This is a genomic window from Streptomyces sp. NPDC051555 (genome assembly GCF_044454405.1).
Lineage (GTDB): Bacteria > Actinomycetota > Actinomycetes > Streptomycetales > Streptomycetaceae > Streptomyces.
The window spans coordinates 1-13,196 of the sequence record NZ_JBITDP010000035.1 but is presented as its reverse complement, the minus strand read 5'-3'; the positions used below and the strand labels follow the sequence as shown (position 1 = coordinate 13,196).

The 13,196-nt window shown below is 71.3% G+C and carries 11 protein-coding genes; 9 read left to right on the top strand and 2 right to left on the bottom strand.

Going from position 1 to position 13,196, the window contains the following annotated elements; all coding sequences use genetic code 11:
• Positions 1 to 16: 16 nt before the first annotated feature.
• The 6 genes from ACIBEA_RS39650 (at position 17) to ACIBEA_RS39625 (ending at position 7,624) form a co-directional block, all read left to right on the top strand.
• Positions 17 to 1,519 (top strand): hypothetical protein, encoded by a 1,503-nt coding sequence (locus ACIBEA_RS39650; protein WP_399268469.1) that lies wholly within the window; start codon positions 17 to 19, stop codon positions 1,517 to 1,519.
• Positions 1,512 to 1,976: a hypothetical protein gene (locus ACIBEA_RS39645; RefSeq protein WP_399268467.1), complete on the top strand. Its 465-nt coding sequence runs from the start codon at positions 1,512 to 1,514 to the stop codon at positions 1,974 to 1,976. The genes ACIBEA_RS39650 and ACIBEA_RS39645 overlap by 8 nt, the downstream gene beginning before the upstream one ends.
• Positions 1,973 to 2,764: a class I SAM-dependent methyltransferase gene (locus ACIBEA_RS39640; RefSeq protein WP_399268465.1), complete on the top strand. Its 792-nt coding sequence runs from the start codon at positions 1,973 to 1,975 to the stop codon at positions 2,762 to 2,764. The genes ACIBEA_RS39645 and ACIBEA_RS39640 overlap by 4 nt, the downstream gene beginning before the upstream one ends.
• Positions 2,761 to 4,731 carry a hypothetical protein gene (locus tag ACIBEA_RS39635; RefSeq protein WP_399268463.1) on the top strand — a complete coding sequence of 657 codons (1,971 nt, stop codon included), beginning with the start codon at positions 2,761 to 2,763 and terminating at the stop codon, positions 4,729 to 4,731. Before ACIBEA_RS39640 ends, ACIBEA_RS39635 begins: the two co-directional genes overlap by 4 nt.
• 2 nt (positions 4,732 to 4,733) lie before the next feature.
• Entirely contained in the window at positions 4,734 to 5,390 is a 657-nt protein-coding gene (locus ACIBEA_RS39630; RefSeq protein ID WP_399268461.1) for an HAD family hydrolase, read from the top strand.
• A gap of 83 nt (positions 5,391 to 5,473) precedes the next feature.
• On the top strand, positions 5,474 to 7,624 hold the full coding sequence (locus tag ACIBEA_RS39625) for a B12-binding domain-containing radical SAM protein (RefSeq protein ID WP_399268459.1): 2,151 nt from the start codon (positions 5,474 to 5,476) through the stop codon (positions 7,622 to 7,624).
• Between the two features lie 58 nt (positions 7,625 to 7,682).
• Here the strand turns inward: ACIBEA_RS39625 and ACIBEA_RS39620 are convergent, their stop codons facing one another.
• Positions 7,683 to 8,273, bottom strand: coding sequence for a hypothetical protein (locus ACIBEA_RS39620; protein WP_399268457.1), 591 nt, complete (start codon positions 8,271 to 8,273; stop codon positions 7,683 to 7,685).
• A gap of 107 nt (positions 8,274 to 8,380) precedes the next feature.
• Between ACIBEA_RS39620 and ACIBEA_RS39615 the strand changes: the two genes are divergently transcribed.
• From ACIBEA_RS39615 to ACIBEA_RS39605, 3 genes are all read left to right on the top strand, one after another.
• The gene (locus tag ACIBEA_RS39615) at positions 8,381 to 9,481 is read left to right on the top strand and encodes an aldo/keto reductase (protein WP_399268455.1); all 1,101 of its coding nucleotides are present in this window, start codon (positions 8,381 to 8,383) and stop codon (positions 9,479 to 9,481) included.
• Entirely contained in the window at positions 9,478 to 10,338 is an 861-nt protein-coding gene (locus ACIBEA_RS39610; RefSeq protein ID WP_399268453.1) for an endonuclease/exonuclease/phosphatase family protein, read from the top strand. The genes ACIBEA_RS39615 and ACIBEA_RS39610 overlap by 4 nt, the downstream gene beginning before the upstream one ends.
• A gap of 117 nt (positions 10,339 to 10,455) precedes the next feature.
• Complete coding sequence (locus tag ACIBEA_RS39605; protein WP_399268451.1) at positions 10,456 to 11,394, top strand: LD-carboxypeptidase; 939 nt, start codon at positions 10,456 to 10,458, stop codon at positions 11,392 to 11,394.
• 258 nt (positions 11,395 to 11,652) lie between these two features.
• On the opposite strand, the gene ACIBEA_RS39600 is transcribed toward ACIBEA_RS39605, so the two are convergent.
• On the bottom strand, positions 11,653 to 13,196 hold a 1,544-nt coding region (locus ACIBEA_RS39600; RefSeq protein ID WP_399268449.1), incomplete at its 5' end, for a TniQ family protein.

Below are 13,196 nucleotides of genomic sequence, written 5' to 3'. Positions count from 1 at the left end.
CAACAGGAGCGCTCCCATGCCCGCATTCGCACCGCCGCTCGTTCACGCGGTCGACGTCGTCGCCAGCGATGACGAGGCCCGGCACTTGGCCGGTGAGCTGGCCGACCGTCTCGCTGCGGCCCCCGGCGTCAAGAGCGTGAAGTGGGAGGACGCGGGCGCGGCGTGGGTGTGCACGCTCACCGGCGGCGGCCGTGGGCGTCTCGCGTTGGCCACTCCGGCGGATCCCGCTTCGGTGCCCGAGAACACCCGCCGCCTGATTACGACCTTCGAGCAGGGGACGCCGGCCGAGGCCGAGCAGTTCTTCAAGGCCGTCCTGCAGCTGCCGTTCACCGCCGACGAGATCGCGGTGGCCGCCGGTGAGCTGCCGCTGACGAGCCGGCTGGCCGAACGGTGGCCGGACAAGCCGTTGGGCGCGGTCGGTGTGCTGCTGACGATCCACCACATGCGGGACTTCCTCGTCCTGGTCGACAGCCTGATCGCGCTGGGGGTGGATCCGGCGCACATGACCGTGATCGACAAGGAGTACCCGTACGCGCACACCCACCGCGTGGACGCGCACCTGGTCCAGCGGTACGGCATCGCGGTGTGGCGCTACCGGGACCTGCGCGAAGGGATCGCCGACCACATCGGCCGGGTCACGGCCGCCGGGAAACAGAGCGTGATCATGGACGACGGGGGCTATGTGTGGCCCGTGGTCCTGCGGGATCTTCCCGAGCGGGCCGGGCACTTCGTCGGGCTGGTGGAGCAGACCACCTCGGGGATCCGCAAGGTGGAGGGGCTCCATCTGCCGCTGCCTCTGTTCAGCGTCGCCGAGTCCTCAATGAAGGGGATGATCGAGTCCTACGGCATTGCGGACGCGGCGGTCCGCAACACGCTGCGGCTGCTGCCGGACGAGAAGTTCGAAGGGCAGGCCGCTCTCGTCCTGGGGTTCGGGCGGATCGGCCACGAAGTGGCCCGCGTCCTGGAGAACCGGCGGATGCGGGTCGCGGTGTTCGACTCCGACATCACCCGCCTGGTCGCCGCGCACGAGGAAGGGTTCCTGACCGGCCGCAACCTCGGCGAGCTCGTGGGCACGCACCGGCCTCGGCTGGTCTTCGGCTGTGTCGGCAGCCGCAGCTTCGGCCTGGCCGAGGCCCGCCTGCTGCCGCAGCGGTCCTTCCTGGTGAGCACCACCAGCCGCAACTTCGAATTCGCGCTGTCGGAGCTGCGCGAGGGCAGTACTGCAGTCACCGACCGGGGGGTTCTGGGCACCGGCTACCGGCTGGCCGACGGCCCGGAGATCGTCGTGGTCGGGCACGGGATGCCGATCAACTTCCACTACGCCGAGTCCCTGTCCAACCGGTACGTCGACCTGGTCCTGGCCGGACTCGCGGTCGGCGCTGTGGCCCTGGCCGGCGGGGATGCCCGGCTGCGGCCCGGCCACAACCTGGCCGCCACCGACGAGATCCTCGCCGAGTCGGGCATCGTCGAGGACTACTACCGCCTCTACGGTCCCGCCGCCGGGAGCGGCCGTGGCTGAGCGGATCTTCACCGTCGACGACATCACCGGCGCCCGGCCGGTGTGCGGATGCGTGACCTGCGCGCTGGGCGCGGTGTTCGCCGAGCACCTGACCGCCCTGCGCACCGGCCACCGCGGGAAGATCACCGTGCTGGGCCACCGCGGGCCCGCGCAGGGAACGACCGCCGTGCCGCACTTCCTCGCCGTGGACCTGGGCGGACCGCTCCAGGACGTCGTGGTGTGGGAGGAGATGCGCCGCGACCAGCTGGCCGCCTGGCTCCCGTCCCTCCCGGCGCGGGCCCGGGTGCCGCGGCTGGCCACGCGAATACCGCGCCTGGTCCGCGTCCGCCAGGCCATCCGCACCGGCGCCTTCACCCCCTCCGGGCAGGCCGGCGCCGATCTCGCCTCCGGCCGTTACCCCTCGTTCCGTTTCCTCGTCGAGCACTGGCCCGACCTGAACAAGGAGTTCACCCCATGACCATCGAATTCTCCAAGTCCTCGGACTTCTCCACCGTCGGCGTCGCCTACGCCTCCTACTCCAGCGGCGGCCGCGGACGCCTGCGCCACGACATCACCGCCCGCCGGATCATGGCCGAGGTCGGCCAACAGCCCGCGCGGATCCTGGACGTGGGCTGCGGCGACGGCGAGATGGTGCTGCGCCTGGCCGCCGCCGGGCACCAGGTCACCGGCGTCGAGCCGTCCGAAGGCATGCTCACCACCGCGGCGAAGCGCGTCGCCGACGTCCCGGAGCTGGCCGCACGGGTCACGCTCCTGGCGGGCGACATCTACGCGCTTCCGTTCGATGACGGCGCGTTCGACGCGGTGTGTTGCCACGGCGTGGTGATGTACCTGCCCGACTCCGCCGCCCCGGCCGCTCACCTTGCCCGGCTTGTCGCCGACGGCGGTGTCCTCAGCATCCTGACGAAGAACCAGCTCGCCGTCGGCATGCGGGAGGCGCTGCGCGGCCAGTATGCCTCGGCCCGCGAGCAGATCGTCAGTGGGCAGGCCGCGAGCGTCGGCAACCTGGGCATCACCACCCGCGGCGACACCCCCGCCCACCTCGATGACCTCGCCCGCGCGAACGGCCTGACGCCGTTGCCGTGGCAGGGCGTGCGGATCTTCCACGACCACCGCGACGACTGGACGCCCGGCGAGGAGGAGTACCAGGAGGCGCTCGCCGTGGAGTGGGAGGCGTCCACCCGCAGCCCGTACCGCGACCTGGGACGCCTGGTTCACGCCCTGGCCCGCCGCGAGGCCACCGCATGACCGGGCAAGGAGCCCTTGAAGCACTCACCGTCCAGCGCCTCGCCCGGGACCTGAACACCGGGGCGGGGCAGCCGATGCCGGCGCTGCGCTGCTACGAGTCCCTGGCCGCGCTGTGGATCCGCTGCTGCGACACCGGCCTGCCGGGCGCGAACGTGCTGCGGGACAAGACCCTGCGCGCGGCCCGGCGGCTGGCGGCCGGGGAGGACACGGTGGTCGCCCCCGACCCGGAGTCCATCCCCACCCACCTGACCCGGGACGCCTCTCTGGTGCGGTTGCCTGCGGCGCTCGCGGTCCAGGGCGTGGAGTGGCCGGACGCGATCGCGCTGGCCGAGACGTGGCTGGACGGCCGGACGTGGGACGGGCCGGTCCTCGTGGCGGGGGTGCGCACCGGTGGGGCGTATCTGGCTCCGCTGGTGGCCGCCCGGCTGGAGGCCGCGGGCGTCGATACGCGCCTGGCGGCGGTCCGCCGGGGCGAGGAGCTCTGCGCCGGGGACCGCAGGGTGCTGCTCGTCGACGACCCGCCGCTGACCGGCAGCACCCTGCTGGCCCTCGCCCGGGAGGAGACCGCGCCGGGTGGGGTGGAGGTGCTGGTCCCGGTGTTCGAGACCGGCGACGTGCAGGGGCTGCGCGAGGCCGGGATCGCGGTCACGGTGCTGGAGCGCGAGCAGTGGCAGTCCACCCGCCGCCTGCAGCCCGACAGCCTGCCCGCCTATCTGGCGGCGCACGCCCACTGGCCGGGCACGCACGGCCCGTACACGGTGGCCGGACTTGTGGACGGGCGGGAGAACTCCGTCCTGGCGCCGTGGCCGGGGGTGCGGCGCCGCTCGCCCGGCCGGGCCGCCGTACGCCTCCTGGGCGCCGACGGGATCCGGCCGGCGGTGGCGGGATGGGTTCCGCCGGGGATCTTCGGCGACGCGGCCCGCGCCGTGGCTACCGCCGTGCGCAGCCCCGTGCCCCCGGCCATCTTCGCCGTGGCACCGGCGCTCGTCCTCGGCGAAGACCTCCTCTCCGCCGACCCCGGCGGCGCGAGGCCGGGGCCCGAGCACCTGGACGAGGCGGTCGGCTACGTCCTGGACCGCGCCCGGCAACTCCCGGTCCGCAGCCCCGCCGGCGGGCCGGTTCCCGAGGTTCTTCACGGCGTGGCCCGGGCCCTGACCGGCGGGGACAACGAGGCGGCCGCTCTGCGGCTGCACCGTCTGGTGTCCGCGTTCGCACCCTCGCTGCCGGACAACCGGTGCGAGGCCGAGAAGTGGTTCCTCGACGACGGCGGACGGCTCCGCAAGACCGGGCACCTCACCCACGCCTACCGCCGTGACAACGAGCTCCTCAACCCGCTGATCGACCTTGCAGCGCTCACCGTCGCGTTCGGCAGCGGCCTGGAAGCCGTCGCCGAGAGTATCGGCCGGCGCCTGCCGGACGGCCGGCCCTGGCACACGCCCCTCGCCGTCGCCCTGCTCGCCTACGGGACGGCCCGCGGTGGGCAACTCCCGCGCACCTACAACCCCCAGCGTGCCGCAGAGACCGCGGTGGAGGCGTACCGGCTCCAGCGCGCCATGACCGAGGCCGCCCGCCTCGTGCAGCACCTCCTGCACCATGCGGCCCCCGGCCGGCCCCCGACCAGGGAGGCCGGTCGGGAGCCGGGCCCGCGCATCGGTCACCTGTGGCACAGGCCGCCCGAGGCGCTCGTGCAGCCCCGGCTGACCTTCGGCGGCGCCCCCGCCCCAGACGGCGGGCCCGGCCCGACCGCCGAGGAGACGGTGCTGGCCCAGAACGCCATCACCCGGTGGGCCGGGGACCGGTTCCTGCCGGTGAGGGAAGGCAACACGCTCCTCCTGGCCCCGCTGGGCCTACCGGCGTCCTGGCCGGACGCGGACGGCGCGCTCGTCGAGCTCGAGCAGCTGCTGCCCCGGCCCGGGTTGCTCGCCTGGTGCGGTGTGCCCTGCGTCGCCCTGAGCGAGGCGGGCTGACGATGATCGCCTTCGATTTCGACGGGGTCCTGCACGACTCCCGCGAGCGTGCCTGGCGCTGCTACCAGGACGCCCGCAGCGAGATGGACTTGCAGGACCTTCCCGACCTTGCCGGCCCCGACGAGCTCCCCGTCGTCTACCAGGGGGTGCTCAGCGCATCGCTGACCCGCTGGATCGACTTCGAGGTCGCCGAACTGTTCTGGCAGCGGCACGCCGAACTCACCGCACACCGGGCGGCCGCAGAACCGGGCACCCTCGTCACCGAACTCATCGCACCGCTGGCCGAACTGGCCGCCGGCCTGGGATACGCGGTGGTCACCGGAAGCCACCAGACCACCGTCCACTCCCTCCTGGCCCGTGACCTCGGCGCCGCGGCGATGCCGCGGATCCTGCTCGCCCGCGACGACCCGGGCAGCAAGACCGACAAGCTCCGCGCCCTGCGCGAGGAGCACGGGGCGAGCGCGTACGTCGGCGACACCGGCAGCGATGTCCGCCACGCCCACGCCGCCGGACTGATCGCGGTCGCCGTCGCCTACGGCTACGCGAGCGAAGCGGACCTCAAGGCCGCCGGCCCCGAGCACCTGCTGGCCACCCCCGCCGACCTCGCCGCATGGTGCCGCTCCCAGCCCTCGGCCCGCCCTGCGTCCCGCACCACCTGACCGCTCGACGAATGCGGTCACGCCCCCGGGGGAACTCCTCCCCGCCCCCCGGGGGCGTGGCCCCGTACCCGAAGGACTCGCTCATGGACGACAGGCACACCGCGGCCGTGGACCGGCTGACCCGGGCCCTTGCCACCGCGCACCCCGACAGCCGCCCGCTGACCGACCCCGACCGCGCCGCGCTCGATCCGCTCCTCATCGACCCCCACCGCGTGCGGTCCTGGCTGGAGGAGCATCTGGACGGCGCTGCGGGCCGGGTGCGGGTCACCGGCACCCTGGACGGACGCCTGCTGCTCCTGGAACGCCCCTCGGGCGGATGGGTCGCCGCCGACCTGTCCGGCCGCGAGCACGCGGCCCGCAACTGGCCGCAGTGGACCGAGGGACACCTGAACCTGCACACCCCGGACTCCTGGCTGTCGTACGCCGAGATCAGCGAGAGCGCCATTGAGCGCTTCACCCGGCCCGACGTGCACCTGATGGCGCTCTACCACCCCGAGTTCTTCCCCCTGCCCCGCTTCCCGCTCGGCATCAGCGACGTCGCCCGCGCCGCCCGCACCACGCTGACCGGCACGATCACCCTGTCCGACATGCAGTTAGGCATCACGGTGGAGGACCTCCTCAAACAGGTCACCACCGAAACCCCGGACATCGTCGGCATCTCCGCCACGTTCGGGCAGCACGACCTGATGCTCCAGCTCCTCGACGCCGCGTTCGCCCTGTCGAAGCCGCCGCTGGTGGTGGCCGGCGGCAGCCTCACCGCCCGCAACGAACATCTGCTCCTCGAGCGCTACCCCGGCCTGCTCGTCGCTCGCGGCGGCGGCGAGGCCACCATCGGCGCGGTCCTGGCCCACTGGCACGGAGACATCCGCCGCGAGGAGATACCCGGCATCGGCTACACCGGCGCCGCCCGCGGCGGCGGCCTGACCATCGGCCGGCGCCGCACCGCCAAACCCGTCACCCGGGACACCAGCGGCGACATCCTGCCCGAACTCGACCTCCTCCCGGCCACCTTCGCCCACCACGGAGTCGCGCAGGCCGAGACCAGCCGAGGCTGCACCAACACCTGCTCCTTCTGCCCCCGCGGCCACAAGGGCCACTGGGCCGGCGCCGCCCCCGAACAGCTGCCCTGGTTCCTCACCGAACTCCGCAAGGTCTTCGACCGCCACCCGCAGGTCTCCCGGACCCTCTACCTCGTCGACGAGGAGATCATCGGCGCCGGCCCCGACGCCGTCCCCCGGATCCTGCACCTCGCCCACCTTCTCCACGACGCCGGGTTCGCCTGGGAATCCAGCTGCCGCATCGACCAGACCGTCCACCCCGACCAGGGCCAGGACTGGCACATCGAGCGGGCCCGCATGTGGCGCACCCTGGTCGAACTGGGGCTGCGGCGGATGCTGTTCGGCGTGGAGTCCGGCGTCGACTCGATCCTGACCCGGTTCAACAAGGAGACCGCCGCCGCGCAGAACGCGCTGGCGATCCGCACCCTGTCCGCGCTCGCGGTCCCCACTCGCTACACCTACATCACCTTCGACCCGCTGATGACCTTCGACGAGCTGAAGGCCACCCACGCCTTCCAAGGACGCACCGATCTCCTGCTGCGCCCGCAGCCCGGCCGGAGCGAGGAGGAGATCGTCCGCGGGGTCCGCGACGAGCAGTGGGTGGCCGAACACAGCACCGGACGGCCGCTGCACACCGGGATCAGCTACATGCTCGTCAGCATGGAGTGCCTGATCGGCGCCGCCTACACCCGCCAGGCATCCGCCCAGGGCCTGACCGGGCAGGAGGAGCCGCTCATGGGCCGCGTCGCCTGCCGCTACCAGGACTGGCGTATCGGCGTCGCCAGCGGCTGGGCACAGCGGTGGGTGGACCGCAACTTCGCCCTCGACTACACCTTCAAGAGCCTGGAGAAGGTCCTCGACGGGCCGCCCCGCCACGCCGTCCGGCGCGCCCGCATAGTCCTGAAGGACGCCGCATACCAGGTTCTCGGCGACATGATCGAAGCGATCGAGCCGCACGACCTCGGCCGGCCCCAGGACGAGAGCGCACTGTCCGCGCGGATCGAGACGGCTCTGGAGGAGCGGGCCGGGCTGCTGCGCGAGCAGATGGCCGCCACCGTGCTCAACGTCGGCGTCCACCTGACCGGCGAGCACGCCGCCACCCTCACCCGCGAGCACGGCCGGTGGGAGTCCGCCACCAGCTGGGAGCTGATCAACGCGGCGGAATCCTGTGCCTGAGACACCCGGCCGGACCCCAGTGCCCCGCCCCCGTCCGGGCGGCGGGGCACCGGGGTGCTCACGCCCCGGTCTTCTCCTCCGGGATCGGCACCCAGTTGAACTCCGGGCAGAACCGGGCGTACGTGACGAGCTTCCACGCCGCGTACGCCTGCGTCTGGCCCGAAGTGCGCAGCAGGTGCTTGACCCAGGTGTGCGCGATGCGCTCATCGTGGGTCATCGTCACGTCGATCTGGTCGAGCATCCGGCAGGAGACGGCGAAGTCCTCGACCGTGAGCGCGCTCAGGTCGATGTCGATGCCGTTGACGCTGAAGGCGAAGACCAGCCGGGAGGTGGAGAAGCGGGTCTTGCGTTCGCCGAGGAACCGCGTGTGGGGCTTCAGGGCCTTGTGCAGCACCTCCCGGTCCTCGACCGGGTAGCCGATGCCCAGGTCCAGGTCGGAGGTCTCCAGGTTCAGCTTCGTGCCGAAGGAGCCGACGTCGCGGGGCTTGTGCCCGGTCCACTCGGTGATCAGGTCCGCGGCGTCGGTGCGGATCTGCTCCAGGCGGTCGTCGTGGACGCGCATCTGCTCGTAGAAGGCGCCGGCGCGCTCGAACTCGGCGTCCGAGAAGTCGCCGCGGTCCACCCAGCGGCGCTCACTGATCGCAGCCAAGTCAAGTTCGGTGAAAGGGGGTTGTGTCATCACCCGACGCACCATACTCACACCCCACAGCGCTAAATCATGTTTTGCCATCAATTAAGAGATAAGAGGTACTTCCTGTGAGTGCATCGCAGTCCCCGCCCCGCCGCACCCTCGCCCGCGACCTGTCCGTCCACCCGATCGGGATCGGAGCCTGGGCGCTGGGCGGATCCGACCACAACCTGGGCCTGCCCATGGGCTGGTCCACCGCGGACGACACCGCCTCGCGCCGCGGCCTGGAAGCCGGCTACGAGCTCGGCGCCAACCTCATCGACACCGCCGACGTGTACGGGCACGGCCACTCCGAGCGGATCATCGGGGACCTCGTCGCCGCCGTCGACCGCTCCACGCTCGTGCTGTCCTCCAAGGTCGGCTACCACCGGGGCACCGCCGCCCACGCCTACCTGCCCTCGGCGATGCGCCGCCAGCTCGAGACGACATTGGAGAACCTGCGTACCGACCGCCTGGACATCTACTTCTTCCACAACGCAGACTTCGGCCCGGGCGACCTCTACCTGGAAGAGGCCGTCGCGCAGATGCACGACTTCCAGCGCCAGGGCCTGATCACCGCGATCGGGATGCGCGGCCCGCACCGCTACGCCACCGAGCGGGTCACCGTCGCCAAGGAGCAGCGCGGCGACAAGTACGCGCGCTTCGCTTACCTCGCCGAGCGGATCCGCCCGGACTACCTCGCGGCCCGCTTCAACGCGCTGACCCCGCCGCCGGCCGACGGCCGCCCGGACATCTTCGCCCTGGCCGCGTCCCTCGGCGCGAGCGTCCTGATCAACAAGCCCCTCGCCCAGGGCCTGCTCACCGGCAAGTACGACCCCGCGCATCCTCCGGTCTTCGCTCCCGGCGACCACCGGCTGCGCAAGGCGTGGTTCACCCCCGGCGCGCTGAAGATCATCCAGGACGGGCTGGAGCCGCTGCGCCGGCGCTTCGGTGACACCCCGGCCGCGTTGACCCGCCTGGCCCTGCAGTACTGCCTCCAGCAGGCCGAGCACGCCGCCGTCCTCGTCGGCTTCACCCGGCCCGAGCAGATCCGAGAGAACCTGAACGCCATCGGCACGCCCCTCACCGAGGCCGAACTCGGCTACGTCCGCGACACCCTCGGTCGGCTCCAGCAAAACCTGGACGCCCGCGGCGAGGTGTTCCTCGACGAGAAGGGCGCCACCCGATGACGTTCCCCGCCGGGCAGCTGTCCCTCCTCGACTCCGATCCGCCCGTCCACCAGCCGTCCGCCGACACGGCACGCCTGGTGCTGTTCAACGCCCAGCACGCCTCCCCGGACCGCTCCCGCCGCCAGGCCGAATGGATCGCCGGCCAGCAGGACGCCGACATCGTCGTCCTGACCGAGGTCTCCTCCACCCAAGGCGGCGACGCACTCGTCACCGCACTGACCGAACGCGGGTACGCCACCGTCATCGCGCCGCAGCCGAAGACCCCCGACTACCGCACCGTCATCGCCTGCCGAACCCCTGACGCCCAGCAGGTGGAGAGCCCGGTCACCCTCACCCCCCACCGGGCCCCGGCCGCCCGCGTCACCATCGGCGGCCGCGACATCGGGATCCTGGGCCTGTACGTGCCCTCCCGCGGGCCGGTGGAGCGCCGCAACCAGGCCAAGAAGGCGTTCCAGAGCGCAGTCACCGAGGCCCTGCCGAAACTGGACTCCCTCTTCCCTGGGATGCCAGTGATCGTGGCCGGGGACCTCAACGTCATCGAGCCCGGGCACCAGCCGCCGCACAAGGTGTTCGGCGCGTGGGAGTACGACTTCTACGACTCCTTCGAGAAGGCCGGCCTCACCGACGCGTTCCGCCACCTCCACCCCGAGGAGAACGCCCACTCCTGGTACGGGCACAGCGGCAACGGATTCCGCTTCGACCACATCCACCTCACCAGCTCCCGTACTGCCCGGATCCTCGCCTGCGGCTACCGGCACGAACCCCGGGAGAGCGGGCTCTCCGACCATGCGGTCATGACCCTTCATCTGCGCCTGACCGACCCCGAGGAGTCCTCCAAGGGCCAGATCCGGGGCTGACGCACCGCGCACCGGCCGCCATCCAGGACGCCGTGGGCCGTCCCCGCACGCGCCTTCGGCGTGGCGTGCCGTGGAGTCCCACCGTCATCCAAGCAACCAGCGAATGGAGTCCCCCACATGAGCACAGCCCTCCGGCTCGCGGCACCCGTCTCCAAGGGAGATCGGATTGGCATCGTCACCCTCTCGGCCCCGGAACCCGCCGAACTTCCGGACGTCTTCGCCCGCGGCGTCCAAGCGCTCACCGGCCTCGGCTTCGATGTAGCCGTGGGCCCCCACGCCACCGGCCGGTCCGGATACCGCGCCGGCGCCACCGACGACCTCCTGGACGACTTCCACCAGATGATCGCCGACCCGTCGATCGCCGCTGTGGTATGCGCGGGCGGCGGGAGGAACTCCAACCGACTCCTGGCGGGACTCGACCTCCCGCTGATCGCTATGAACCCGAAGCTGATCGTCGGCGTGAGCGATCCCAGCCTCGTCCTGAACGCGATCAGCGCGCGCACCGGCCTCGTCACCCTCCACGGTCCGTCGCTGATGTGGGACGTCGCCGACCCGTCCAGCCCAGCTGAGACAGCCGAGCACTTCACCGCGATGCTCGCCGGCCAGAGCGCCGCCGCCCGGATCGACGCACCCCTGACCTGGACCCGACCGGGCGTCGCCGAAGGCCCCCTGATCGCGGGGTGCCTTTCCTCGCTGCGCTGCCTGCTCGGCACCCCGTGGGAGCCGCGCTGGGACGGCGCGATCCTGGCGGTCGAGGACGCCTTCAAGACCACAGACCTCCTCGACCAGACCTTCACTCACCTGCGGGACTGCGGAGTCCTCGACAAGATCGCCGGCCTGATCGTCGGACAGAGCGTCGGCTGCGAGGCCACCGCGGGCATCACGGTCACCGACATGGTCGAGGACCTGTGCCGCGAGTACGCCTGGCCCCTCGCCCACGACCTCCCGTACGGGCACACCCCCCACAAATACACCCTCCCCGTCGGCGCCACCATGCGGATGGACTCCGCCGCCGAGCACCCGCTCACCTTCGTCTCACCCTGGGTCGCCGTGTGAGGAGCTGGCTCAGGCGCCTGCAACTTCAGCTCCCCGCGGTGGCTGCTTGCTCACGTCCCCTCTCCCCCACAAGGCGGGCGAACCTCGTCACGCATCTACGCCAGCCGATCGTGCGGGCCTGTCGGTGGACATCGAACAACCACTGCGCAAGGCCCTGATCGGGTGCCCTGAAACTCCTGTCGCTCCAACGTGTGAGTTCAAACGCCTCCACCCCCCGATGTGACCACGATCGCTAGGTGGCCAGCGGCCTTGCCGTTCTCACTGGTCAGACGGCTGTGACGATTCGTAGTTGGCCATTGTGTCGGCGCGTATGTGGCCATGTGGGTTCCGGTCAACGACGGCGGCCAGTTCGTCGGCGTAGTTCGCCAGGAGCAAGCTGAGCTGGGAGTAGTGGGTGTTTGGGCCTGGGGTTGCGAGGGCGTCTGCGAGCGATGCCCAGGATTTGCGGTGCCTTAGCTGGGGCGGGAGGACTGGGATTCTGGGGGCGAGCGGTCGCTCACTGCCGGTGACGCGTGCCCAGACGAATTCCGAAGCGGCCTGGTGCTTCCGGGGGCCGTCGTGTGGCGGGGTCGTGCCGGGCCTCGGTGCGATCTGCTGCCAGATTGTGGCCCAGTGTGACTGGGGTAGCGTCCACGATGGCAGGCTTTTCCGGCGGTGACGGTAGTCGGTTGGGCAGATTGCCTCCCTGCTCCGGTTCGCCAGGACTTCGAGCTCCCGGTCGTTAAGGAGCAGGGCGACGGGCAGGCGGTGGTCGCCGTCTCCAAGCTCAAGGTATGTGCCTTGGATCCCGAGAAAGAGTTCTGCTTCCTGGACGCTCATGTCCGACATCATCTGAATGAGCTGGACGGCGGCTGCTCGACGATGCATGGGGCGGTGGAGGTGTGCAGTGAGGCGCTCGCCATTGGGATGCTGCAGCCAGTGGTCTGGGAGCCACTGAGGGACATGTTCTGGGCGGTAGAGGTTCGGATCGAGGCGGCGGCCGGGGCCACGCCCCAGGTTCCGTGACCGGTGCTCTTGCGCCTGTCTGACCGCTTTCTGGAAGGGAGCCGATGCTTGGACCAGGGCGAGGTTCGTCCGTCCCCATCGCCCGGAGTCCGGGGCGGGCCCTGAGCGAATCATGGATCTGATGGCTTCATCGCGCTCGTTCTGGTCAAGTGCGAGGATCTGGTCCGCGGTGTGGAGAAGAGCCGCTGAGGCGATGGCCGACTCCGGAGGCCGGTCCCAGGTGTGATTGCGTCGCTCAACGGGCATGACGCTGAGCTTGCGGTGGTGCCTGGAGAGATCACTCTCGATGGCCTTCGAGAGTGGTGCGGGGTTGAATTCCATGGCCAGTGGCCAGGTCGCGAGGACGATCGCGGACAAGATCCGCAGGTCGGTGAAGTATGTGCGAGCCGCCTGAGAGCTGCCGGCGCCGTCGAGAAGGGCCCCGATGCGGTCCTGCAGGTGCAGGAGGGCCGACGGGGCAGCTGGAAGCCGCGGGCTTGCCGGAGGAGCGTCGAGGCGGGCCCCGCAGAAGAGGTCGAGCACCTCTTCGTCGGTCGCGAGATTGCGGCACTGGCCGGGGTGGAGGTCCTTGAACTGCATGAACGGCAGGAGCCTGGAGCCTGCCCTGGCGTCGAATTTGTGGGCAGGACGTCGGCAGCTGGGGCAGAGATGCCGGAGGAAGGCGCGGTGGTCACGGCAGACGAAGCTGACGGCCAGACGCCATTCCGTTTTCCAGGGTCCGCCATGTCGCTGCTGGATCGCGGACCCGTCTCCGGCGAGGCACTGGGGGCAGTAGCGCGTGAACGTCGACAGGACCC